This is a genomic window from Nocardioides sp. GY 10113 (assembly GCF_004919105.1).
GTDB lineage: Bacteria > Actinomycetota > Actinomycetes > Propionibacteriales > Nocardioidaceae > Nocardioides.
Genome location: NZ_STGK01000006.1, coordinates 105,778 through 129,614 on the forward strand (window position 1 = coordinate 105,778; position 23,837 = coordinate 129,614).

At 72.6% G+C, this 23,837-nt stretch carries 20 protein-coding genes; 6 read left to right on the top strand and 14 right to left on the bottom strand.

All coding sequences use genetic code 11. From position 1 onward, the window contains the following. The first annotated feature begins 5 nt into the window (after positions 1-5). Positions 6-1,181, top strand: a complete 1,176-nt coding sequence (locus E8D34_RS09795) for a P-loop NTPase (RefSeq protein WP_136594451.1) — start codon at positions 6-8, stop codon at positions 1,179-1,181. Between the two features lie 35 nt (positions 1,182-1,216). After that, positions 1,217-1,552 (top strand): sec-independent translocase, encoded by a 336-nt coding sequence (locus E8D34_RS09800; RefSeq protein WP_136594452.1) that lies wholly within the window; start codon positions 1,217-1,219, stop codon positions 1,550-1,552. A gap of 103 nt (positions 1,553-1,655) precedes the next feature. Here the strand turns inward: E8D34_RS09800 and E8D34_RS09805 are convergent, their stop codons facing one another. From E8D34_RS09805 to E8D34_RS09820, 4 genes are all read right to left on the bottom strand, one after another. Next, the gene (locus E8D34_RS09805; RefSeq protein ID WP_136594453.1) at positions 1,656-2,192 is read right to left on the bottom strand and encodes a hypothetical protein; all 537 of its coding nucleotides are present in this window, start codon (positions 2,190-2,192) and stop codon (positions 1,656-1,658) included. 61 nt (positions 2,193-2,253) lie between these two features. After that, complete coding sequence (locus E8D34_RS09810; protein WP_136594454.1) at positions 2,254-2,844, bottom strand: TetR family transcriptional regulator; 591 nt, start codon at positions 2,842-2,844, stop codon at positions 2,254-2,256. 40 nt (positions 2,845-2,884) lie between these two features. Further along, on the bottom strand, positions 2,885-3,571 hold the full coding sequence (locus tag E8D34_RS09815) for an ABC transporter ATP-binding protein (protein ID WP_136594455.1): 687 nt from the start codon (positions 3,569-3,571) through the stop codon (positions 2,885-2,887). After that, the gene (locus E8D34_RS09820) at positions 3,568-4,698 is read right to left on the bottom strand and encodes an ABC transporter permease (RefSeq protein ID WP_136594456.1); all 1,131 of its coding nucleotides are present in this window, start codon (positions 4,696-4,698) and stop codon (positions 3,568-3,570) included. The genes E8D34_RS09815 and E8D34_RS09820 overlap by 4 nt, the downstream gene beginning before the upstream one ends. A gap of 168 nt (positions 4,699-4,866) precedes the next feature. Here E8D34_RS09820 and E8D34_RS09825 point away from each other — a divergent pair, with 168 nt between their 5' ends. Both E8D34_RS09825 and E8D34_RS09830 read left to right on the top strand, forming a co-directional pair. Further along, positions 4,867-5,520, top strand: a complete 654-nt coding sequence (locus tag E8D34_RS09825) for a hypothetical protein (protein WP_136594457.1) — start codon at positions 4,867-4,869, stop codon at positions 5,518-5,520. Positions 5,521-5,533: 13 nt separating this feature from the next. Beyond that, positions 5,534-6,082 carry an Rv3235 family protein gene (locus E8D34_RS09830; RefSeq protein WP_136594458.1) on the top strand — a complete coding sequence of 183 codons (549 nt, stop codon included), beginning with the start codon at positions 5,534-5,536 and terminating at the stop codon, positions 6,080-6,082. Between the two features lie 72 nt (positions 6,083-6,154). On the opposite strand, the gene secA is transcribed toward E8D34_RS09830, so the two are convergent. The 5 genes from secA to E8D34_RS09855 all read right to left on the bottom strand — a co-directional run bounded on the left by secA (position 6,155) and on the right by E8D34_RS09855 (position 13,206). Then, positions 6,155-8,968: a preprotein translocase subunit SecA gene (secA, locus tag E8D34_RS09835; RefSeq protein WP_136594459.1), complete on the bottom strand. Its 2,814-nt coding sequence runs from the start codon at positions 8,966-8,968 to the stop codon at positions 6,155-6,157. 90 nt (positions 8,969-9,058) lie between these two features. Continuing rightward, complete coding sequence (locus E8D34_RS09840; RefSeq protein ID WP_240771267.1) at positions 9,059-9,553, bottom strand: DUF4233 domain-containing protein; 495 nt, start codon at positions 9,551-9,553, stop codon at positions 9,059-9,061. Further along, complete coding sequence (locus tag E8D34_RS09845; protein ID WP_136594460.1) at positions 9,550-10,902, bottom strand: folylpolyglutamate synthase/dihydrofolate synthase family protein; 1,353 nt, start codon at positions 10,900-10,902, stop codon at positions 9,550-9,552. Before E8D34_RS09845 ends, E8D34_RS09840 begins: the two co-directional genes overlap by 4 nt. A 493-nt stretch (positions 10,903-11,395) precedes the next feature. Beyond that, complete coding sequence (locus E8D34_RS09850; RefSeq protein ID WP_136594461.1) at positions 11,396-12,280, bottom strand: alpha/beta hydrolase; 885 nt, start codon at positions 12,278-12,280, stop codon at positions 11,396-11,398. Between the two features lie 29 nt (positions 12,281-12,309). Continuing rightward, the gene (locus E8D34_RS09855) at positions 12,310-13,206 is read right to left on the bottom strand and encodes a GNAT family N-acetyltransferase (protein ID WP_136594462.1); all 897 of its coding nucleotides are present in this window, start codon (positions 13,204-13,206) and stop codon (positions 12,310-12,312) included. Between the two features lie 154 nt (positions 13,207-13,360). On the opposite strand from E8D34_RS09855, the gene E8D34_RS09860 reads away from it, so the two are divergent. Continuing rightward, on the top strand, positions 13,361-14,122 hold the full coding sequence (locus tag E8D34_RS09860) for a VOC family protein (protein WP_136594463.1): 762 nt from the start codon (positions 13,361-13,363) through the stop codon (positions 14,120-14,122). A gap of 51 nt (positions 14,123-14,173) precedes the next feature. On the opposite strand, the gene E8D34_RS09865 is transcribed toward E8D34_RS09860, so the two are convergent. The 5 genes from E8D34_RS09865 to E8D34_RS09885 all read right to left on the bottom strand — a co-directional run bounded on the left by E8D34_RS09865 (position 14,174) and on the right by E8D34_RS09885 (position 20,972). After that, a complete protein-coding gene (locus E8D34_RS09865) occupies positions 14,174-15,118 on the bottom strand; it encodes a TIGR03619 family F420-dependent LLM class oxidoreductase (protein WP_240771268.1) in 945 nt (314 codons plus the stop codon). A 116-nt stretch (positions 15,119-15,234) separates the two neighbouring features. Then, entirely contained in the window at positions 15,235-17,028 is a 1,794-nt protein-coding gene (metG, locus tag E8D34_RS09870) for a methionine--tRNA ligase (RefSeq protein ID WP_136594464.1), read from the bottom strand. 90 nt (positions 17,029-17,118) lie between these two features. Further along, positions 17,119-18,372, bottom strand: coding sequence for an N-acetylmuramoyl-L-alanine amidase (locus E8D34_RS09875; protein WP_136594465.1), 1,254 nt, complete (start codon positions 18,370-18,372; stop codon positions 17,119-17,121). Between the two features lie 103 nt (positions 18,373-18,475). Further along, a complete protein-coding gene (locus tag E8D34_RS09880; protein ID WP_136594466.1) occupies positions 18,476-19,141 on the bottom strand; it encodes a DsbA family protein in 666 nt (221 codons plus the stop codon). 127 nt (positions 19,142-19,268) lie between these two features. Beyond that, positions 19,269-20,972: a CHAP domain-containing protein gene (locus E8D34_RS09885; RefSeq protein ID WP_168929392.1), complete on the bottom strand. Its 1,704-nt coding sequence runs from the start codon at positions 20,970-20,972 to the stop codon at positions 19,269-19,271. 189 nt (positions 20,973-21,161) lie between these two features. Here E8D34_RS09885 and pepN point away from each other — a divergent pair, with 189 nt between their 5' ends. Next, positions 21,162-23,750 (top strand): aminopeptidase N, encoded by a 2,589-nt coding sequence (gene pepN, locus E8D34_RS09890; RefSeq protein WP_136594468.1) that lies wholly within the window; start codon positions 21,162-21,164, stop codon positions 23,748-23,750. The last annotated feature ends 87 nt before the right edge of the window (positions 23,751-23,837 follow it).

Consider the following 23,837-nt stretch of genomic DNA (forward strand, 5'->3'; position numbering starts at 1 on the left):
GGGGCGTGAGTACGTCCCACGCCGTCCCCTCCGTCGAGCAGGTCACCGCCGCGCTGGCGACCGTCAACGACCCCGAGATCAAGCGACCGATCACCGACCTCGGCATGGTCGAGTCGGTCGTGGTGGGCGAGGACGGCGTCGTCGACGTGCGCGTGCTGCTGACGGTCGCCGGGTGCCCGCTCAAGGACACCATCAACCGGGACGTCACGGCCGCGGTGCACGGGCTGGACGGCGTCAGCGACGTGCGGATCGACCTCGGCGTGATGAGCGCCGAGCAGCGCTCCGGCCTGCACGAGCAGCTGCGCGGCGGCCAGGCGCAGCGGGAGATCCCGTTCGCCCAGCCCGGGTCGCTGACCAAGGTCTTCGCGATCGCCTCCGGCAAGGGCGGCGTCGGCAAGTCCTCGGTCACCGTGAACCTGGCGATCGCGCTGGCCAAGGCCGGGCGCAAGGTGGGCCTGGTCGACGCCGACATCTACGGCCACTCGGTGCCGGCGATGCTCGGCGTCGCCGACGCCCGACCGACCCAGGTCGATGACCTGATCATGCCCGTGCCGACCCCCTCGGGCGTCTCGGTGATCTCGATCGGCATGCTCAAGCCGCGACGCGACCAGGTCGTCGCCTGGCGCGGACCGATGCTCGACCGAGCACTGGTGCAGATGCTGGCCGACGTCTACTGGGGCGACCTCGACGTGCTGCTGCTGGACCTGCCCCCGGGCACCGGCGACATCGCGATCTCGATGGGCCAGCACCTGCCCGGCGCGGAGGTGGTCGTGGTGACCACGCCGCAGGAGGCCGCCGCCGAGGTGGCCGAGCGCGCCGGCACGATGGCCTCGATGATGCACCAGCGCGTCGTCGGCGTGGTCGAGAACATGAGCTACCTGCCCTGCCCCCACTGCGCCGAGGAGGGCACGGACCACCGCCTCGAGGTGTTCGGCACCGGCGGCGGCGACCGGGTCGCGGAGACGCTCTCGGCGCGCTTCGGCTACGACGTGCCGCTGCTCGGGCGGATCCCGTTGGACCTCGCGCTGCGCGAGGGCGGCGACGCCGGCAAGCCGATCGTCGACGCCGACCCCGCCGCACCGGGCGCCGTCGCGCTCTCCGCGATCGCCGAGCGCCTCGGCGGGCGTGGCCGCGGGCTGGCCGGGATGCAGCTCGGCCTGACCCCGAGCAACCGGTTCTGAGCCGGTCCCAGGCAGAGGACCGAGGGGGCAGGGACGTGTTCGGCATCGGCTTCGGCGAGCTTCTCGTCATCGCCTTCGTCGCCGTCGTGGTCTTCGGGCCGGACCGGCTCCCCGGCCTCGCCCGCCAGGCGGGTCAGCTGGTGCGCCAGGTGCGTCGCTTCGCCGACAGCGCGCGCGACGAGCTGCGTGCCGAGCTCGGGCCCGAGTACGCCGACCTGGAGCTGCGTGACCTCGACCCCCGGCAGATCGTGCGCAAGCACATCACGGAGGCGATGGCCGACGACGAGGGCAACGGGGCCGGGCCCGCGGTGCGGGTCGCGGAGACACTGCCCGCGGGTGAGCGGCCGCCGTTCGACGACGAGGCCACCTAACGGCCCGACGTGGGGTTTGTGGCGGCCCGACGTGGGGTTTGTGGCGGCGCTGTGGGCCGCCACAACGCCCAAGCGGGCCCGCCACAACGCCCAAGTCGGCGGGTCAGCCGCCGCTCTGCGCCGCGGCGAGCGCGGAGAACGCGACCAGGACCATTCGCCGATCCTCGCCGGCCGCGACCTCGCAGAAGTCCTTGCCCACGCGGCGCACCGTGCCGTCGTACCGGCTCCCGTCGCGCAGGTGCAGCACGCAGCGCTCGCCGACATCGGCCAGCCGACGCAGCGCCGAGCCCAGCCCCAGCCGGGACAGCGGCGACCAGGCCAGGTCCGGGATGGCCCGGACCGAGGCGCCCTCCACCGACGCCACCGCGTCGGCGTTGACCACCCAGTCATGGTCGCCGGAGGAGACCAGGAGCCAGCCGTCGGAGACCCGCTGCAGGGTCCCGGCGAGGTGACCGACGCCGACGACGCCCAGCGTCACCTCGCCACCGACGGTGGCCATCAGTCGTCCGGAGAGGGAGACCTGCTGGTACTCCGCCCGGCTCCGGTCGGCGATCTCGGCATCCCGGTCGGCCGCGGCGAGGGAACCCGCCTGGTGCTCGAGGTCGTCGAACAGCGCGAAGAGATCGTCCTCCCAACCCATGGGTCCACCATCGCAGACTGCGCCGGATTCCCGCAGTCGAGGGGCCGTGTCGCGGGCTCGGTCAGGCCTCCAGGCCGAGGTAGCCACCCAGCAGCCGACGCACCCGCGACAGCACCACCTCGCGGGGAGCGCCGCCGGCTCCGGGGTGGCCGATCTCCTGCGCGGCGCGCACGATCACGGCGTCGACCAGGGCAGCCATCGGGTCGGGCTCGGACTCCCCCAGGTCGGCCAGGGCCTCGCGCAGCGGCACCTGCAGGCCCGCGTGGAACTCCTGCATCGGCCCGCGCAGCACCTCGGGGCCGACCACCCGGGTCAGCGTCCGCGCCAGTACCTGCTCCCTGCTCGAGAAGAGGTCCACGGTGGCCTCCACGTAGGCCCAGACCCGCAGCGCCGGCGTCTGCTCGGCCGCGACCCGCGCCCGCACCTGGCCGGACCAGTCCGGGAAGACGTCGGCCACCACCGCCGCGAGCAGCTCGTCGGCCGAGGCGAAGTACTGGTAGACGCTGGTCCTCGCCAGCTTCGCCCGGGCGCCGACGGCCGCCATCGACGGCACGTCCTCGGTCTCCGCGAGCAGCGCCCGGGCAGCGTCCAGGAGGGCCCGACGTTGGCGGGCGTGGTGCTCCGCCACCGTCGGTGCGTCGATGCGGGGCACTCAGGCCCTCCTTCCCGGTCGGTGGTCACCGGGTGCCGCGTCAGGTCGCCATCGCCGCCAGGCGGCCGTCGATCATCTCCAACACCCGATCGCAATGATGCAGTACGTCGTGGTCGTGGGTGACCATCACCGTCGCCACGCCGTGCTCGCGCGTCTCGCGGGCGAGCAGCGCGACCACGTCCTGGCTGCGCTGCCGGTCCAGGGCGGCGGTGGGCTCGTCGACCAGCAGCAGCTCCGGGCGGGTCACCAGCGCGCGGGCGATGCCCACCCGCTGGCGCTCGCCGCCGGAGAGCTGGTGCGGGCGACGATCGGCCTTGTGGTCCATGCCGACCTCGGCCAGGAGCGCGAGCGGATCGCGCGGCTCGGCGACCTTGCCGAACGTGAGCGGCAGCCGCACCTGGTCGACGGCGGTCAGCGCCGGGACCAGGTTGCCGCTCTGGAAGACGTAACCGATCCTCTGGCGGCGCAGCGCGGTGAGCTGGCGCCGGCCGGCGGTCGTCAGGTCCTCACCGCCGATCCGCACCCTGCCGGAGGTCGGCGTGGTGAGCGCGCCGGCGACGGCGAGCAGGCTCGACTTGCCGGAGCCCGAGGGACCGACGACCGCGACCAGCTCGCCGGCCGCGACGTCGAGGTCGACGTGGTCCAGGGCGGTGACGGTCTCCTCGCCGTCGCCGTGCAGGAGGGTGACGTCGGCGAGGGAGAGCACGGGGCGAACGGTCGCGGTCATCGGCTGCCTCCCAGGGCGGCGAGCGGGTCGACCCGGGTGATCCGGAGGACGGCGACGCCGGCCCCGGCCACGCCGAGCAGGATCAGCACGGCGGTGGCGAGGGCGATCGGCCCCGCCTCGAGCGCGAACGGCATCGGGGTGGACGAGATCGCCGCACCGGCGCCGAGCCCGATCCCGACGCCGACCCCGGCGGAGGCGATCAGCAGCAGCAGCGACTGCAGGAGGCTGTCGCGCAGCAGGTACGACGTACTGGCGCCCATCGCCCGCAGCACGGCGATCTCCTGACGCCGCTGGATCGTCAGCACGGTGAAGAAGGCGCCGACCACGAGCGCTGAGATCGCGTACAGGAAGACCTGGATCATCATCAGCGTCGAGGTCTCGGCCGTGTAGCCGGGCGAGGCGTTGTAGGACTGCTTCAGGGTCATCGACGTGGTCCCCGCCGCGCCGTCGCCGGCGGCCAGGTCCACGGACCCGCCATCGGTCGAGCCCACGCCGACGGCCGTGATCTCGTCGTAGACGTGGTCCGGCACGGCGTCGCCGGGCCGGATCCCCGCGTGGATCTCCTGCCAGGTGGCGAGCGGGAGGTAGCCGACGTCGACGTGTCCGAAGGTGTTCTGCTCGCCGAGCTCGCCGACGACGTGGAGCTCGGTGCCGGACGGCTCGAGCACGACGGTGTCGCCGATCTCGACGCCGCTCTCGATCGCGGTGGGGCTGACCACCAGGTCGTGCGCACCCGAGATCGCGTCGCCCTCGGTCGGCGTGGGGTCGAGGAAGGAGCCGACCTCCACACCGAACAGCGCGAGGTCGATCTCGACGCCGCTGCCGGTGCGGGCATTGGCGAGCGCGACGCCGAGCGGCGCCGCCTCCTCCACCCCCGGCTGGCCCTGCCAGGTCTTGACGGCGTCCGGGGAGACCACGCTCCGGGTGAACGCGGCGTCCTTGCTGACGTCCTCCTGGAACGCCAGGGACGTGACGGGCAGCCGCTGCAGGCCGGAGACGCCGTCGTTGACGAGGCCGACGGAGAGGCCGCTGAGCAGGACCATCAGGATCGCGATGAGCGCGACCACGGAGCCCATCAGGGCGAACCGCCCGCGGGCGAAGGAGAGCTCTCGGAGCGCGAGGAACATCGCGGCTACCGGACTGAGAACGGTTGTACCGACATCATGTCGGGAACCTTACCGACTGCATGTCGGCATCTTCGGGGAACCGAGCTAGACCCCTGTGCACGACCGATTGACACGCTCGCTCAACGAGTCCAATCTCAGGCAAACCAACGCAAACGCAAAGGTTGGAGTATGGGAATGCTCACAATGGCGGTCCGCCCGCGGGTGCTGGCCGGATGGTGCGCGGCGACCGCCGCCCTCGGCGCCACCGGCCTCCTCGCCGCACCCGCCGTCTGGCGCCCGCACTCCCCCGACCCGACGCCCACGACCTTCGTCGACCTCCTCGTCGCCGGATGCGCGGTCACGGCGACGCTCGCCGCGGCCTGGCTGTGGCTGCTGACGACGCTGGTCGCGCTCCCTGCCCTGGCCGGGCGAGCCCCCGGGCCCGGTGGCGCCGGACGGGGCGCCGGCCGCTCGCTGGCGCTGGCGCTGTGCGGCCTCGCCGTCGTCGCCGGGGCCGGGACGGCGACCGCGGCAGGGCCGACCGACCGGCCGGCCGAGCCGGCCGCACCGACGGCCCCGCCCGAGCCGGCCGCGTCGCGCGTGCTGGACGGGCTGCCGCTGCCCGACCGTCCCGTCGGCGGGCTCCGGCCGACCGTCCGGGTCACCGACGGCGACTGCCTCTGGAGCCTCGCGCAGGCCCGCCTCGGCGTCGGCGCCCGGGACGGCGAGGTGGCGGCGTACGTGGCCCGATTGCACGCGCGCAACCGCGACGTGGTCGGGAGCGATCCCGATCTGATCCACCCCGGGCAGGAGCTCCGCCTGCCCGGCACCACCGCACCCTGACCCGGGAGGCCGCATGTCCGTCACGCCCATGTCCGTCACGCCCGTGCCCGTCAGCACCGACCCCGCACGCGGGAGGTTCGGCGACCGGATCCTGCTGCCGGTCCCGATCGCCGAGACCCAGGGAGCGCTCGCCCTCGACCTGGTGCCGCGCGAGGCACCGCCGCCGGTGGCGCCGACCCGACCGGGCGCCGCGGTGGTCCCGATCGACCAGCGGATGCGGCGCGCCATCGAGTCGTGGGCCCGCCGGTACGTCCAGGCGGCCGTGGAGATCGTCGCCGGCGACCGCCCCTCCTCGCAGGTGGTGCGCTGGACCTCCGGCGATGTCTACGCCGACCTGCGGCGCCGCGCGCAGCTGGTGGCACTCGCGGGCGGGCACCAGCCCGGGCTCGGCCGCGTCCAGCAGGTGCGCCCGCGGATCCACAGCGTCCACGCCTGCTTCGTCACCGACTCCGTCGTCGAGTGCGGAGTACACCTGCGGTACGGCGAGCGCGGGCGTGCGGTGGCGGCGCGTTTCGAGCGGCGGCGCGAGCACTGGCTCTGCACCGCGCTCGACTTCTCCTGAGCCCCGGCTCGGCGGAGACGGCAGAGCCCCCGCCCCGGCCGATGGCCGTGGCGGGGGCTCGGTGCCTGTCGGTCAGCCGTTGACGCGCGTGGTCAGCCCGGTCGGGCCGCCCGCAGCGCCGTGGCACCGCTTGTACTTCTTGCCCGAGCCGCACGGGCACAGGGCGTTGCGGCTGGTGCCGTCGAACTCGCCGCCGCCGGAGGTGGCCACGGAACGGACCACGGCCTCCTCGCCCTGCTCGTCCGGGGCCGTGTAGGAGAGGTTCTGCGGCGTCGCCGGACGGTCCAGGCCCTTCGCGGTGACGTGCGGGTGCGCCTTGAGCGCGGAGGCGATGTCGCCCAGCGCGGCGCCGGCCTCCGCCTCGAGCTCGACCTCGGGCTCCGGCTCCTCCTCGACCTGGACCTCCAGGTTGAACAGGAAGCCGACGGTCTCCTCCTTGATGCCGTCCATCATCGCGGCGAACATGTCGTAGCCCTCGCGCTGGTACTCCACCAGCGGGTCGCGCTGGGAGTAGGCACGCAGGTAGATGCCCTCGCGGAGGTAGTCCATCTCGTAGAGGTGCTCGCGCCACTTGCGGTCCAGCACGGAGAGGATCACGCGGCGCTCGAGCTCGCGCATGACCTCCTCGCCGACCTCCTCCTCACGGCGGTCGTACGCCGCGTGGGCGTCCGCGCGGAGCTTCTCGATCAGGTCGTCCTTCTCGAGGGCCGCCTGCGCACCGGCCTCCTCGACCAGGTCCTTCCAGGAGATCGAGACCGGCCAGAACTGCTTGAGGTCGGTCCACAGCTGCTCGAGGTCCCACTGCTCGGCGAACTCGTCCAGGGTGCCCCGGACGTAGCCGGAGACCACGTCGTCGATGAAGGTGCGGATCTGCTCCTCCAGGTCGACGCCCTCCAGCACCGAACGGCGCTCGCTGTAGATGACCTTGCGCTGCCGGTCCATCACGTCGTCGTACTTGAGGACGTTCTTGCGGGACTCGAAGTTCTGCGACTCGACCTGGCCCTGGGCGTTGGCGATCGCGTTCGTGACCCGCTTGTTCTCGATCGGGACGTCGTCCGGGATCTTCAGCATGACCAGCACGCGGTCCACCCAGTCGGACTTGAACAGGCGCATCAGCTCGTCCTGGAGCGACAGGTAGAAGCGGCTCTCACCGGGGTCGCCCTGGCGGCCGGAGCGTCCGCGGAGCTGGTTGTCGATGCGCCGCGACTCGTGCCGCTCGGTGCCGATCACGTAGAGGCCGCCGAGCTCGCGGACCTCGTCGTGCTCCTCGGAGACCTGCTTCTTGAACCGGTCCACGGTGGCCTGCCAGGCGGCCTCGTAGGCCTCGGCGGTCTCCCCGGTGGGCTCCAGGCCCTGCTTGCGCAGCTCGAGGTCGGCGAGGAACTCCACCGATCCGCCGAGCATGATGTCGGTGCCGCGACCAGCCATGTTGGTGGCCACGGTGACCGCGCCCTTGTGGCCGGCCATCGCGACGATCTTCGCCTCGTCGGCGTGGAACTTCGCGTTCAGCACCGAGTGCGGCACGCCGCGCTTGGTGAGCTGGGCGTGCAGGTAGTCCGACTTCTCCACCGAGACGGTGCCGACCAGGACCGGCTGGCCCTTGGCGTGCCGCTCGACGATGTCGTCGACGACGGCGTCGTACTTGGCCTCCTCGGTCCGGTAGACCAGATCGGGGAGGTCCTGGCGCAGCACCGGCTTGTTGGTCGGGATCGGGACCACGCCGAGCTTGTAGATCTTGTCGAACTCGCTGGCCTCGGTCATCGCCGTACCGGTCATCCCGGACAGCTTCTCGTAGAGGCGGAAGTAGTTCTGCAGCGTGACGTTCGCGAGGGTCTGGTACTCCTCGCGGACCTTCACACCCTCCTTGGCCTCGATGGCCTGGTGCAGGCCGTCGTTGTAGCGACGACCCGCCAGCATGCGGCCGGTGTGCTCGTCGACGATGAGCACCTCGCCCTCCATGACGACGTACTCCTTGTCGTTGCGGAAGAGCTCCTTGGCCTTGATGGCGTTGTGCAGGAACGAGATCAGCGGGGTGTTGGCCGACTCGTAGAGGTTCTCGATGCCGAGGTGGTCCTCGACCTTGGTGATGCCGGCCTCGAGGACGGAGATGGTCCGCTTCTTCTCGTCGACCTCGTAGTCGGTGTCCCTGGTCAGTCGGGCCGCGATCTTGGCGAACTCGCCGTACCACTTGACCTCGTCCTGCGTGGGGCCGCTGATGATCAGCGGGGTCCGCGCCTCGTCGATCAGGATCGAGTCGACCTCGTCCACGATCGCGAAGTTGTGGCCACGCTGGACGCACTCCTCCAGCGAGGAGGCCATGTTGTCGCGCAGGTAGTCGAAGCCCAGCTCGTTGTTGGTGGCGTAGGTGATGTCGCAGTTGTAGGCCTCGCGACGCTCCGGCGGACGCATCGACGGCAGGATCACGCCGGTGCTCAGGCCCAGGAAGTGGTGGACGCGGCCCATCATCTCCGACTGGTACTTGGCCAGGTAGTCGTTGACGGTGACCACGTGGACGCCCTTGCCCTCCAGGGCGTTCAGGTACGCCGGCAGGGTGCTGACCAGGGTCTTGCCCTCACCGGTCTTCATCTCGGCGATGTTGCCCATGTGCAGGGCGGCGCCGCCCATGATCTGCACGTCGAAGTGACGCTGCCCGATCACGCGCTTGGCGGCCTCGCGGACGGTCGCGAACGCCTCCGGGAGGATGTCGTCGAGGGTCTCGCCCTCGGCCAGGCGGGTTCGGAACTCGTCGGTCATCGCCCGGAGCTCGTCGTCGGACATCGCCACGAAGTCGTCCTCGATGGCGTTGACGGCCTTCGCGATCGACTCGAGCTGGCGGAGGATCTTGCCCTCTCCGATACGGAGGAGCTTGTCGATGATCACGGGCACGGCGGTGAAACTCCTGGCCATTGAGGGTGCTGAGCGGAACTTGCAGTGCGACCCCGGCCGGGGTCGGGCGGCGCGAGGCGCGACGCCACTCTACCCAGCGGGGGGTGATGAGTCCGACGACTGTCGGCGGTCGTACTCGGCGAACGCCGCAGCGCGCTCGGTCTCGATCCGGCGCCCGAGCAGGTACGCCGCAGCCCAGAGCCCGGCGAAGATCGGCCCGAGCACCCACATCACGGGGGTCAGGAAGCCCAGCCCGATCGCGGCGGCCTGGAGCAGGTGGCCGAGCAGGTAGCCCCGCTCCGAGCGCAGCATCCCCGCGACCAGGAGGCTCGCGGCCGCCAGGCCGAGGCCCAGGCCGAGGGCGATCCCGGTGTCCACGCCACCGAGGGTGATCATCACCGGGGTGGTCAGGCCGAGGGTGATCGCCTCGAGGGTGAGCACCGCGGCACACATCGAGCGGCGCGGCGACCTCGTGCGCTCCCGGTCGACGGGTGCCGGCCCGGGCGTGTCGCGGGGCAGGTCGCCGGGCAGGTCGCCGGGCAGGTCGCCGGGCAGGTCCTGGGGCTGGGGCGTCGGCTCGCTCACTTGGCACCGCCCAGCAGCACGCGGGCCTCGCCGACGGTGACCACCGAGCCGGTGACCAGCACCGCCCCGGAGCTCAGCGAGTCGGCGCCCGGCTCCTCGGCGAGGCCGGCGGCGACGTCGATCGCGTCGGCCAGCCGCGGCACCACGGTGACCCGGTCCTCGCCGAAGATCTCCCGGGCACGGGCGCCGAGGTCCTCGGCGGGCATCGCGCGCTCGGTGGAGTTCCGGGTCACCACCACGTGGCTCAGGTGCGGCTCGAACGCGGCGAGCAGGCCCTCGGCGTCCTTGTCCCCCATCACGCCGACCACGCCGACCAGCGGCGAGAACCGGAACGAGTCCTCCAGCGCCGCGGCGACGGCCTCGGCGCCGGCGGGGTTGTGGGCCGCGTCGAGCACGATCGTGGGGCTGCGCCGGACGATCTCCAGCCGGCCCGGCGAGGTGGCCTCGCCGAACGCGCCGCGCACCACGTCCTCGCCGAGCGGCTCGTCGCCGCCCACGAAGGCCTCGACCGCGGCCAGCGCCAGGGCGGCGTTCTGCGCCTGGTGGGCACCGTAGAGGGGCAGGAAGACCTCGTCGTACCGGCCGCGCAGGCCCTGCAGCGTGACCGCCTGGCCGCCGACCGCGGAGACCCGGTCGACCACGCCGAACTCCAGGCCCTCGCGAGCCACGGTCGCGCCGACCTCGGCCGCGCGCTCCAGCAGCACCTCGGCAGCCTCGCGCGGCTGGTGGGCCATCACCACGGTGCTGCCGGGCTTGATGATCCCGGCCTTCTCCCGTGCGATCGCGGCCAGGGTGTCGCCCAGGTACTGCGCGTGGTCCATCGCCACCGGCGTCACCACCGCGACGTCGGCGTCGATCACGTTGGTGGCGTCCCAGGAGCCGCCCATCCCGACCTCGACCACGGCCACGTCGACGGGGGCGTCGGCGAACGCGGCGTAGGCCATCCCGACCACCGTCTCGAAGAAGGACAGCGGGTGCGGCTGGTCGGCGTCGACCAGGTGCGTGTACGGCGCGACGTCGTTGAACGCCCGCACGAACGCCTCGTCGTCGAGCTGCTCGCCGTCGACGCTGATCCGCTCGCTCATCTTCTCCACGTGCGGGCTGGTGAACCGCCCGGTGCGCAGGTCCAGGGCGCGGAGCAGGCCGTCGATCATCCGCGACGTCGAGGTCTTGCCGTTGGTCCCGGTGAGGTGGATCGAGCGGTAGGCCCGGTGCGGGTCGCCGAGCACCTCGACGAACGCGGCGATCCGGTCCAGCGACGGCTCCAGGCGCGTCTCGGGCCAGCGGGACAGCAGGGCGTCCTCGGCCTCGGCGAAGGTCTCTGCGGGACGTGCGACAGGCTCGTTCATGACGCCTGGGAGTCTACGGAGTCCGGGCGCCCGGCCGGCAATCACGCCCGCGGGAGCGCCGGGGCCATCGCGCCGGCCGGGAGGGCGGGCCGCGCTCATGCCGCGGGGTCGCGGGCGCGACGCCGCGGGGTCGCGGGCGCGACGCCGCGGGGTCGCGGGCGCGAGAGGGGTCGTGTGCCTGAGACCTCGCTGTGCCGATGCGTGGGGCACACGACTCGGCGCTGGCCGATGGCAGGCCGGGCAGGGCGCGGTCGTGTGCCTGAGACCCCGCTATGGCGATGCGTCAGGCACACGACCCCACCCCGGCGGGACCGGTAGCCGCGCTCAGCAGCCTCGTGTGCCTCAGAACCCGCTATGCCGATGCGTGGGGCACACGACCCGACGCCGACGGGACCCAAGCCGCGCTCAGCAGCCTCGAGTGCCTCACAACCCCCTCTACCGATGCCTCAGGCACACGACCCGGATCGGCCCCAGCAACAAACAGCCGGCACCCTCAGCGCTCGGCGACCATCCGCAGCCAGCCCGCGACCTGCCGCATCAGCGGCTCCGCCGCCGGGAACACGGTGTCGTGGCGCCAGAACCCGTGCACCTGGCCCAGCGCCCGGGAGGCGACCACCTCGACGCCCGACTCGGCCAGCAGCACCGCGAGGTGCTCCCCCTCGTCGCGCAGCGGGTCGTGCTCGGCGGTGACCACGATGGTCGGCGGCAGCGTGCCGAGCCGGTCCGAGAGCAGCGGCGCGAGGTCCGGGTCGGTCAGGTCGGCCGGCGTGGCGGCGTACTGCCGCCAGTACCAGTGCGCCTCGGCGGGGTCGAAGCCGTCGGCGGCGGTGCGGTAGGAGTCGAACGACGCGGTCGGGTCCAGGAACGGGTAGATCAGCGCCAGCCCGGCCAGTACGCCGGGGCGGCGCAGCGCCGCGACCAGCGCCAGGTTGCCGCCGGCGCTGTCGCCGTGCGCGAAGACCGGCAGCCCGCTCAGCTCCGGCTGCTCGCGAACCCAGTCGAGCGCGGCCGTGACGTCGTCGGGCGCCGCCGGGAACCGGTGCTCGGGCGGGCGCCGGTAGTCGACGCTGAGCACCGCCATGCCGGACCGGTTCGCCAGGCGGCGCACGGACGCGTCGTGGACCTCGACGTCGTTGAAGACGAAGCCGCCGCCGTGGGCGTGCAGCACGACGCCGTCGTATCCGGCGGGCAGGTAGAGCCGCGCGGGGACCCCGTTCGCCAGCACGTCGCGGACCTCGGCGACCTCCTCGCGCGGAGTGTCCGCGACCGCCTTGCGGGCCTCCTCGCGGGCCGCGGCGATGTCGTAGCCGGGGTCGGCGACCGACCGCTCGCGGGAGTGGTTCTCGACCGCGCGGCGGGCCTGGGGGTAGAGCGCCATGCGGACACCCTAGGACCGACGCCGACGCATCAGGCGGGCAGGATCGCCAGCTCGACGGTGTCCTCGACGGCCTCGTAGCCGAGCGCGAGGTAGATGCCGTTGGAGACCGCGTTGGCCTGGTCGGCGAAGAGGATCACCCGGTGCCCGGCGTCGCGCAGGAGCGCCGAGACCTCCGCCACCGCGGCGCTGGCCCACCCTCGGCCGCGCTCCTCGACCGGGGTGAAGACCGGACCGACGCGGGCCACGCCGAAGGCCGGTGGGTTGGCGCCGGTCAGGTGGACGGGCCGGTCCTCGTCGTCGACCCAGAACCACAGGGTGCCGTCGTCCCGCTTGCGCTCGACGTCGGCGAGCGTGAACGACTCGACGGCGGTGTGGCCGTCGCCGGGCGTCCGGCCCGCCTGCTCGTCCGCGTCGGCGAAGAACCGGCGCAGCCACGCCAGGGCGAGCTCGTCCTCCTCGGGGCGGACCGCGCGCAGCCGCCCGGGCACCGTCCGCGGCGGGACCAGGGCACCGAGCTCGAAGAGCCGCATGTGCACGCCGACCTCCACGGTGCCGCCGCGGCGTTCCACGATCCTCGCGGCGAGCACGTCGGCCGCGGGACGCGACCCGTTGACGGCGCCGACCGGCTCGCCGCGATCCACCAGCGCGTCGGCCAGCGCGACGGCGGACGCCTCCGGCATCGGCAGCACGTACGGCGGATGCGGCGCGGCCGGGTGGGTGCGGATCGCGAGCCCGGGCTCCTCGCCCGGACGGTCCGGCTCGACGACGGCGAACCAGCAGAACGGCGCCGAGCGCGCGGCGCCGGGGCGTGCCAGCCGCTCGGCGACCGTGGCCACCACGGTCGCGCTGGCCGGGTGGGCCGCCAGCGTCGGCCCGGCCTGCTCCAGGAAGCGCGCCGGGTCGTCGAGGAAGGTGACCGTGACCATGGGACGATTCTTCCTGGGTCAACCAGCGCGGTCGCCCGATTTTCTCGGGGTCGCGCGCGGTGCGAGCGATGAGTCGGGTGTCGGCGCCGGGTCCTACTGTCCAGGCAGGCCTCCGCGGAGGCACCCCACCCACCGATCGGACCAGGAGACCACCATGACCACGACGCCCGGCGCTCCCTGCTGGATCGAGCTCACCACCTCCGACCGCGACAAGGCCGTCGCGTTCTACGGCGAGCTCTTCGGCTGGACCGCCACCGAGCCCGCCGAGCAGTTCGGCGGGTACTCGCAGTTCGAGCTGGACGGCCGCCCGATCGGCGGCATGATGCCCGAGATCCCCGGGATGACCGGCGCCCCGGGCTGGTTCGTCTACCTGGCGGTGGAGGACGCCGAGAAGATCGCCGAGTCCGCGACCGCCGCCGGCGGCGCGGTGGCCGTGCCGCCGATGCCGCTGCCCGACCTCGGCAGCATGGTCGTGGTCACCGACGCCTCGGGACTCGCGCACGGCGGCTGGCAGCCGGCCCCCTTCTCCGGCTTCCAGAGCGTCGACGGAGCCGGCGACCCGGTCTGGTTCGAGACCTACTCGAAGGACTTCGCCACCACCCGGACGTTCCTGCAGGAGGTCTTCGGCTGGGAGACGGTGATGGCCGGCGACACCGACGAGTTCCGCTACGCCACCAACGGCGAACCCGAGAGCGCCACCGCCGGCCTGATGGACGCGTCCGGCTGGGGCGACGACTTCGTGCCGACCTGGACGACCTACATCAAGGTCGCTGACATGGCCGCGACCCTGGAGAAGGTCGCCGACCTCGGCGGCTCGGTGCTCCAGGGCCCCGACGACACGCCGTACGGCGTGCTCGCGACCATCGCCGACCCGAACGGCCAGTCGCTGAAGGTGATCGTCCCGCCGGTGCGCTGACCGGCACCCCGGGGCCGGCGGGGACTCCGCCGGCCCGCGGGACGCGCTCCCCTACAGCGCCTCGACGCGGCGCATCACGTCGCGCAGGAACGCGGGCAGCTCGGCGGGGTCGTCGATGAACTGCGACGGCTTCACGCAGAACGTCGTGAACCCCTGCTCGATCTGCTCCGCGATCGGCGCCATGGCGGCGCCGAGGTCGGCGACCGAGTCGTCGTCGGCGAACGTCGCCCGGGTCCCGCCGACCATCTCGATCTCCGCCGGGTCGCGGCCCGCCTCCGCGAGCGCCGTGCGCAGCGCGGCGAGGTCGTCGGCGGTCGGCGTGCCGAACGGGTGGAAGCCGTGGCCGTAGCGGACCAGCCGCTCCAGCACCGGGCCGTGCACGTGCTGGCCGCCGAACCACAGCCGCGGCCCCTCCGGCCGGAAGGCCTTCGGCTCGAGGTAGACGTCGTCGAAGTCGAAGAAGTCGCCGTGGAACGAGGCGGGGCTGTCGCGCCAGACCCGGTCCAGCACCGCGAGCTGCTCGTCGAGGATCCGGCCCCGCTTCCCGAACGGGACGCCCAGGGCGGCGTACTCGTCGCGGCTCCAGCTCACCCCCGGCTGCACGACCAGCCTCCCCTCGGAGAGCAGGTCGAGGGTACCGAGCTCCCGGGCGAGCAGCAGCGGGTGTCGCAGCGGGGCGAGGATCGCGCTGGCCACGAGCCGGATCCGCGAGGTGACGGAGGCGATCGCACTCAGCAGCATCAGCGAGTTGGGCCACGGCGTCGCCGGGTCCTGGTTGCCCGGCGCGGCGTAGGCGCGGGGGTTCCCCATCACGCCGCGGGCTCCGGCGTCCGGTCCGAGCACGACGTGCTCGCTGAGCATCACCGAGTCGAAGCCGGCGTCCTCGGCCTCCCTCGCCCAGTCGACCAGTCGAGGCAGGTCCCGGCCGTCGGCGAGGGTCCAGTTCTCACTCAGGATCAACAGCATCCGCGGGGCGACCCCGGCGCGTTCGGGCATTCCGCCATCTCCTCGCAACGATCGTTTGGATCCGAACGTTAGGAGTGCGGGGTACGCCCGTCAAGAGGCCCGCACCCCCGAGTCGGCAGGAGACTCCCGCCGACTCGGCGGGTGACTCAGCCGTCGAGGCGGGCGAGCTCCTCCTCGATCACGACCGGGTCGAGCTTGACGAAGACCGGGGTCGGCTTGGCGACCGGGGTGCCCGGCACGATCGGCCTGCGCCCCCAGGCCGGGAAGCCGGAGTAGTCGCCCGTGATGATCGGGTACGGCGCGCCGCCGTCGAGGTCCTCGGCCTCCTCGATGCGCGGCATCGGCGCGACGTCGCCGGCGCCGCCCAGCGCCACGTCGACGGCGTTCGCCGAGAACGGCAGGAACGGCGAGAGCACCAGGTTGAGGTCGGCCACGCACTGCGCGGCGACGTGCAGGATCGTGCCCAGCCGCTCGCGCTGGTCCTCCCCCTTGAGCTTCCACGGCTCGAGGTCCGCGAGGTACTTGTTGACCTCGCCGACGGCCTTCATCGCCTCGCCGATCCCGGCCTTGAGCCGGTGGTGGCCCAACAGGTCGCCGACCGTGTCGAACGCGGCCAGGGAGCTGGCCAGCACGGCCTCGTCCTGCTCGGTCAGGTCACCGGCGGCGGGGATCTCGCCGAAGTTCTTGGCGATCAGGTTCGCGGTGCGGTTGACCAGGTTGCCCCAGCCGGCGACCAGCTCGTCGTTGGTGCGGCGCACGAACTCCGACCAGGTGAAGTCGCTGTCCTGGGCCTCCGGGCCGGCGGCGGCCACGAAGTAGCGGAACGCGTCGGGCTGGTAGCGCGAGACCAGGTCGCGGACGTAGATGACGACCTTCTTGGAGGAGGAGAACTTCTTGCCCTCCATGGTCAGGAACTCCGAGGAGACCACCTCGGTGGGCAGGTTGAGCTCGCCGTAGGCGCGGGCGTGACCGCCCTTGTCGCCCTTCCCGGAGTAGGCGAGCAGCTCGGCCGGCCAGATCTGGGAGTGGAAGGTGATGTTGTCCTTGCCCATGAAGTAGTACGCCAGCGCGTCGCTGTCGTTCCACCACTCGCGCCACCGCTCGGGCTCGCCGGTGCGCCGCGCCCACTCGATCGAGGCCGACAGGTAGCCGATCACGGCGTCGAACCAGACGTAGAGCTTCTTGGTCGGGTTCTCGCGCCAGCCCTCGAGCGGGATCGCGATGCCCCAGTCGATGTCGCGGGTCATCGCGCGCGGGCGGATCTCGTCGAGGATGTTCTTGGAGAACCGGATCACGTTCGGGCGCCACAGGCCGGTCGCCTCGCGCTCGTCGAGCCACGCCGAGAGCGCGTCGGCCAGTGCCGGCAGGTCGAGGAAGAAGTGCTGGGTCTCGATGAACTCGGGGATCTCGCCGTTGATCCGGCTGACCGGGTTCTTCAGGTCCTGCGGGTCGAGCTGGTTGCCGCAGTTGTCGCACTGGTCGCCGCGGGCGCCGTCGTACCCGCAGATCGGGCAGGTGCCCTCGATGTAGCGGTCGGGCAGGGTGCGCCCGGTCGAGGGGCTGATCGCGCCGTGGGTGGTCTTCTCGACGAAGTAGCCGTTCTCGTAGACCCCGAGGAACATCTCCTGCACCACCGCGTGGTGGTTGCGGGTGGTGGTCCGGGTGTACAGGTCGTAGGAGAGCCCCAGGCTGACCAGGTCCTCGGCGATCAGCCGGTGGTTCTTGTCGGCCAGCTCCTGCGGGGTCAGACCGGCCTCGTCGGCGGCGATCAGGATCGGCGTCCCGTGCTCGTCGGAGCCGGAGACCATGAGCACGTCGTGGCCCGCCATCCGCATGTAGCGGCTGAAGACGTCGGAGGGTACGCCGAAGCCGGCGACGTGTCCGATGTGGCGGGGGCCGTTCGCGTACGGCCAGGCGACGGCCGACAGGACGTGACTCATGGGCCCGATCCTAGGAGGCGCCCGCGGTCCCCGCCGAACCAGCGCTCGGCGGGGCCGCGAGCGGGGCCGCGGGCGGGGCCGCGAGCGGGCTCAGCCGAACCGCTTCATGCGCCGCGCGGTCCGCCGGCGGATCGCGGGCAGCTTCTTGTAGAGGTGCCGTCCCGGGCAGGCGGTGTCGTTGGTGTCGCGGTGCCCGTCGATCACCGGAAGCCGCACCCGGCGCCCGGCGTCGTACTTGTCGCTGCCGGTGGAGAGGACCCTGATGTTCGCCGTCGGGTCGCGGTCGAAGCGGTCGAGCTTCCAGGCCGCGATCCGCGCGATGGCGCCCAGCACCTCGGTGCGCGGTCGGGCGGTCTCGAAGTCGCCGATCACCGACACCCCGACCGAGGTGTCGTTGAAGCCCAGGGTGTGGGCGCCCTGGGCCATCCCCAGGCTGCCCTTGCGGCCGACCCAGATCCGGCCGAACCGGTCGACCAGGAAGTTGTAGCCGATGTCGGACCAGCCGAGCGTCTTGGTGTGGTAGCGGTACATGCTCCGGATCAGCCCGGGCACGTCCCGACGGCGGTAGTCGTTCGCGCTGACCGTGTGGTGGACGTGCACCTGCCGCACCGTCCTGACCTCCCCGGGGCCCTCGCCGAGGAGCCGGCGGTTGGGACCCCATGCCTTGCGGCGGCGCACCTCGGGGCGCGGCACCCGGCGGGGCCTCCGGGGCGCCGACGCGCGCCGGACGCTCGAGCGATCGACGCTGTCGGCCTCGTCGTCGACCCGATCGGGCCCATCGGCCTCGGCGTCCTCGGCCCGGACGCCCGGGTCGACCAGCGCCAGCACCGGGCGTTGCAGGTCGCCGTCGATCTCCACCTGGACCGCCTCGCTCGCGCCCACCCACAGCGGCTCGGTGGCGTGCGGCGTGGCCCGCCCTTCGGCGGTCGAGCGGTCGGGGCCGTCGGCCAGGACCGGCAGCGCCCGCCAGGGGGTCCAGCCGCCGCCGGCGGTGCGGGTCCGGACCCGGATCCGCGCCCGCCCCGACCCCCAGGTGAGGCCCACCATCGCGAACCGGCCGGTCTCCAGCACCGGCGTGCGGACCGGTCCCCCGGCCCGGGCGCGGGCGGCGCGCGCGGCCAGCGGCACGTCGAGCGCGGAGACCACCGAGCCCGGGTCTCGGCGCAGTCGCAGCCGCTCGGGGGCGCCCGCGGGAGCGCCGGCTGGAGCGGCGGCGGCCGGCAGGTCGGGGAAGAGCCCGATCACCGGGACCGCCGCGACGGCGGCGGCGAGCCCGCCGAGGTCGCGACGGCGTAGCAGTCGGGGCGGGGTGGGGTCGGGAGAGCGAGGGTCCGAGATGCTCATGCCGATCCATGATGCGTGATCGCCACCAGCGATCGGCGGACCCGCGCTCGTGGCGGGCCGGCCGATCGCCGGCGGCGGGATCGGGACGCCACCCGGCCGCGGGTCAGCTGAAGTCGAGCTCCCCGGTCCGGGTCCGCTTCAGCTCGTAGAAGTGCGGGAAGGAGGCCACGGCGACCGCCCCGTCCCAGAGCCGGCCGGCCTCCTCGCCGCGCGGCGCCTTGGACAGCACCGGCCCGAAGAACGCGACGCCGTTGACGGCGATGGTGGGCGTGCCGACGTCCTCACCGACCTGGTCCATGCCCTCGTGGTGGGAGGCGGCCACGGCCTCGTCGAGCGAGGCGTCGTCCATCGCGTCGAGCAGCGTCGCGTCCAGTCCGACCTCGTCCAGCACCTCGGCGATCAGGGCGCGCCCCGCGTCGGGCTCCTCGTGCAGCGGGCGGCCGTCGAGGTGGATGCGCTGGCCGAACGCGTTGTAGAGCGGCAACAGCACCTCGTCGCCGTACTTCTGCGCGGCAGCGATCAGCACGCGGACGGGTCCCCACGCGGGCGCCAGCATCCGGCGGTACTCGTCGGAGATGTCGCGCTCGGCGTTGAGGTAGCCCAGGCTCATGACGTGCCAGTCGACGTCGATGTCGCGGACCTGGGTGACCTCCAGCAGCCAGCGGGAGGTGATCCACGCGAAGGGGCAGAGCGGGTCGAACCAGAAGTCGGCCCGATCCCGCGCGCTCCCGTCGGCGGCGCTCGGAGTTCCTTGATGCGAAGAAGTCACGGTTTCAACCACAACCGTCACAACGCACGCGGAGCCGCCTCGATTCCCGGCGACCGGCGTGAGGTCACCCACGGGCCCGGCAGCGCGCCGGGGCTGGCGGTGCGGGTGGGGCGCACCCGGGCCCCGGTCACCGCAGGACGCGGACCGGGATGCGCTCGACGGCGCCGTACGCCGTCTGACCGGCCTGGAGGAAGGCGCGGACCTTCCGCACCCCCGGCGCCACCGGCGCGAACACGACACGGGCGCGCCCCTTGTCGAGCGTGACCCACTCCTGCTTCGTGCCGAACCTGACCAGCAACCGGCCCTCGACCGGCCCCAGCCCCGGCGCGGTGACGCGGATCCCGACCGCGACCCGACGGCGCTTGCCGACCGGCCGCAACGAGACCGTGGGGCGGGTGCGGATGAGCTCCTCGAGGCCGGCCAGCGGCGCCTCCGCCGGCGGCAGGTAGCTGTCACGGCTCAGTGCCGCGCTCACCGTGATCTGCGCGCCGAGGTCGGCCGCCGTGGTGACGTAGGTCGGCCCGACGGCATCGGGGATCGCCACGCCGTCGCGCAGCCAGGTGTAGGTGACCTCGGCGTCGGCGGGCGTGTACTCCCCCGGCGCCACGGTGAGCTGCTCGCCGAGCTCGGGCTTGCCCGCGAGGGCGAACGGCGTCGTCACCTCGATCTGGCCCTCCCAGACCTTCTCGGTGGAGACCGACGGCATCTTGGCGTTGGCGAACCCGGCCCCCTTGACGACCTCCACCACCGAGACCCGCTTGCCGGCGAGCTTCGGGGTGAGCACGAGGCTGGACTCCGTGTGACCCTGGATCACCTTGCCGCCGGCGCGCCAGCGGTAGGTGATCGTCTCGGGCGCCGGCGACCAGCTGCCGCCCACGACGGTGAGCTCCTCGTCGAGCATGGGCGTGCCGTCCAGCGCCGGTGCGGTGACGTTGGCGTACGCACCCTTGGCGACGACCGCGGTGGCCGGGGTCGTCGCGGTGGCGGACCGCAACCCCTTCTTGGTCGCGGTCACCGACACGGTCACCGTCTTGCCGAGCTGGTCGGCGGTCGGCGTGAAGGTGCGCCCGGTGGCGCCGCCGATGGCGACCCCGCCGGCCTGCCACTGGTAGGCGTACGACGACGGGGACGGCGTCCAGCTGCCCCGGCTGACGGTCAGCGGGACACCGACCTGCGGCTCGCCGGTGATGGCGGGCGCGGCGGTGTTCGTGATCGGCGGATCGACCGGCTGCTCCGGCTCGGTCGGCTCGGTCGGCCCCTCCGGCTCGACCTGCTTGACGTCCCTGAAGTGGATGAAGCCGCTGGGCCACCGGCCGCTGGACCTGGTGATCGAGCGCCAGTGGAAGGTGCCGTTCCAGCTGTCCTCCGAGATCACGATCTCGGTGGCGGAGACGACCTTCTCGACGTAGGCGACGTGGCCGCTGGAGCCGATCCCGTTGTGGTAGCGGTCCCACCACGCGATCGCGCCCACCGCGGGCTTCGTGTCGGTGATGCTCTTCATCGCCTTGCCCCAGTTGTAGGCCATGCCGCTCCCGCTCCACGGGCGGGAGTTGGGCATGCCGGCCCGGATCATCCGGTAGGCGGCGTAGTTGGTGCAGTTGTGGCCGGAGTACATCAGCCAGTACATGCGCCCGTTGTTCGCGCCGTACCCGTCGTCGGAGTAGCCGGCCGAGCGACAGCCGGAGTATCCCGAGCACAGGTACGTCGAGCCCGCGACCGGCGCGGTCCGGGCCGTCTGCTCGGCCCCACCCGACACCACCAGCAGGGTCGCGACCAGGACGCTGGAGGCCAGAGTGGACCACCAGCGCACGATCCGGGCTTCTCGGCGCATGGGCGCAACCTTGGGGCACTCCAGCCCCATCTCGCAACAATTTGCACAACAAACCCACCTGCCCCGGGCGTGTCGCGCTTGACTTTTTAAAATCACATCCATGTAATTCGCGCCCCGCGTTCGGGCGCGGCGCGACGGCGTGGTATCCCCGATTCCGCGCCGCGTGGGCTCGCGAGGAGAATGACCGGCATGCCCGGTATGAACCTGACGCGTGACGAGGCCACCGCCCGCGGAGCGCTGATCGATGTGACCGCCTACGACGTCGACCTCGACCTGACCCAGGCCACCGAGGACGGCGCCACCACCTTCGGCTCCACCAGCACGATCACCTTCACGTGCGCCGAGCCCGGTGCCGAGACCTGGCTGGACCTGGTCGACGCCACCATCGAGGAGATCACCCTCAACGGCGCGCCGATCGACCCCGCCACGGCGTACGCCGACAGCCGGATCGCCCTGCCGGGCCTGGCCGCGGAGAACACGGTCGTCGTGCGCGCCGCGTGCACCTACTCGCGCAGCGGCGAGGGCCTGCACCGCTTCGTCGACCCCGCCGACGACCGGGTCTACCTGTACTCGCAGTTCGAGGTGCCCGACGCCCGCCGCGTCTACGCCTGCTTCGAGCAGCCCGACCTCAAGTCGGTCTTCACCTTCACCGTCACCGCCCCGGCGCACTGGAAGGTCGTCTCCAACGCGCCGACGCCGGCTCCGGTGCCGGTCGACGGCGACCCCGCGTCGGCCGTCTGGGCGTTCCCCACCACCCAGCGGATGTCGACGTACATCACCGCGATCGTCGCCGGCGACTACGTGGAGTTCCAGGACGTCTACGAGGGCCCGAACGGCTCGATCCCGCTCGGCCACTACGCGCGTCACTCGCTGGCCGCCGAGATGGAGCGCGACCTCGACGAGATCGTCGGGCTCACCAAGCAGGGCTTCGCATTCTTCGAGGACGCGTTCGGCGTGCCGTACCCGTTCGAGAAGTACGACCAGCTCTACGTCCCGGAGTACAACTCCGGCGCGATGGAGAACGCCGGGTGCGTCACCTTCCGCGACGAGTACCTCCCCCGCTCGCGCCAGCCGCGCTCGTTCTACGAGTACCGGGCCTCGGTCATCCTCCACGAGATGGCGCACATGTGGTTCGGCAACCTGGTCACGATGAAGTGGTGGGACGACCTCTGGCTGAACGAGTCGTTCGCCGAGTGGGCCTGCTACCACGCCGAGGCCCTGGCCACTGAGTACACCGACGCCTGGACCGGCTTCGCCAACATGCGCAAGCAGACCGGCTACCGCGCCGACCAGCTGCCCTCGACCCACCCGATCGCGGCCGACATGGTCGACCTGCACGCGGTGGAGACCAACTTCGACATGATCACCTACGCCAAGGGCGCCTCCGTGCTCAAGCAGCTGGTCGCCTGGGTGGGCATCGAGCCGTTCCTCGCCGGGCTGGGTCAGTACTTCCGCGACCACGCCTACGACAACACCGAGTTCAGCGACCTGCTCAGCGCCCTGGAGAAGGCGTCGGGCCGCGAGCTGACCGGCTGGGCCAAGGAGTGGCTGCAGACGGCCGGCGTCAACACGGTCCGCCCGGTCTTCGAGCTCACCGAGACCGCGGACGGCGAGCCGACCTACGCGTCGTTCGCGATCCGGCAGACCGCCGCGGAGAGCCACCCGACGCTGCGCCGGCACCGGATCGGCATCGGCGCCTACCGCCACGACGACGGCAAGCTGGTCCGCGACAGCTACGTCGAGGTCGACATCGAGGGCGAGCTGACCGAGATCCCGGCCCTCGTCGGCCAGACCCAGCCGGACCTGCTGCTGCTCAACGACGGCGACCTGACCTTCGCCAAGGTCCGCCTCGACGAGCGCTCGCTGGCCACCGCCGTCGAGCACCTCTCGGACATGGACGACTCGCTGGCCCGCGCGCTGGTCTGGAGCGCCGCCTGGGACATGACCCGCGACGCGGAGATGTCGGCGACCGACTTCGTCGACCTGGTGCTCGGCAACATCGGCGCCGAGACCGACTCCTGGGGCGTCACGGCGTTCCCGCGCTTCGCCGCGCAGGCGGTCGGCTTCTACAGCGCGCCGCAGAACCGGGCCGCGCTGTCGCAGCGCTGGGAGGAGGGCCTCCGGGGCCTGCTGGCCGACGCCGGCGCCGGCACCGACCACCAGCTCACCTTCGCCCGCGCGTACGCCGGAGCGGCGCACTCCGAGGCCGCGATCGCCGACCTCGAGGCCCTGCTCGACGGCTCGCTGACCTTCGAGGGCCTCACCGTGGACCAGGACCTGCGCTGGGTGCTCCTCAACAACCTGGCCCGCCTCGGCCGCGCCGACGACGCGCGGATCGACACCGAGCTCGCCGGCGACAACACCAACACCGCGTTGGAGAAGGCCGCCGCGGCCCGCGCGGCGCAGCCCCGCGCCGAGGCCAAGGACCGCGCCTGGCAGGCGGCGATGGTCGACGGCGCCACCCCGAACGAGACGGGCCGTGAGATCGCGTTCTCCTTCTGGCGCGGCGGCCAGGAGGAGGTGCTCGCGGAGTACGTCGAGCGCTACCTCTCCGACGCCCCGCACGCGTGGGAACGGATCGGATCCCACCGGGCCGCGGTCGCCGTGGAGCACCTCTTCCCCCGCGTCCTGGCCACGCCGGCGACGCTGAAGCGGGTCGAGGCCTGGCTGGCCGAGGAGTCCGAGGGCGTCAACTCCGGAGCGCGTCGCTACATCGACGAGGGTCGCGCCGACCTGGCCCGCGCCCTGGCCGCCCAGGAGCGCGACGCGCGCGGCTGATCCGGCGCCGACCGGCACCACGCAGCACCGCCGACGCCGGCGTCCCGGAGCCCGGGGCGCCGGCGTCGTACGTCGCGGCCAGGCGTG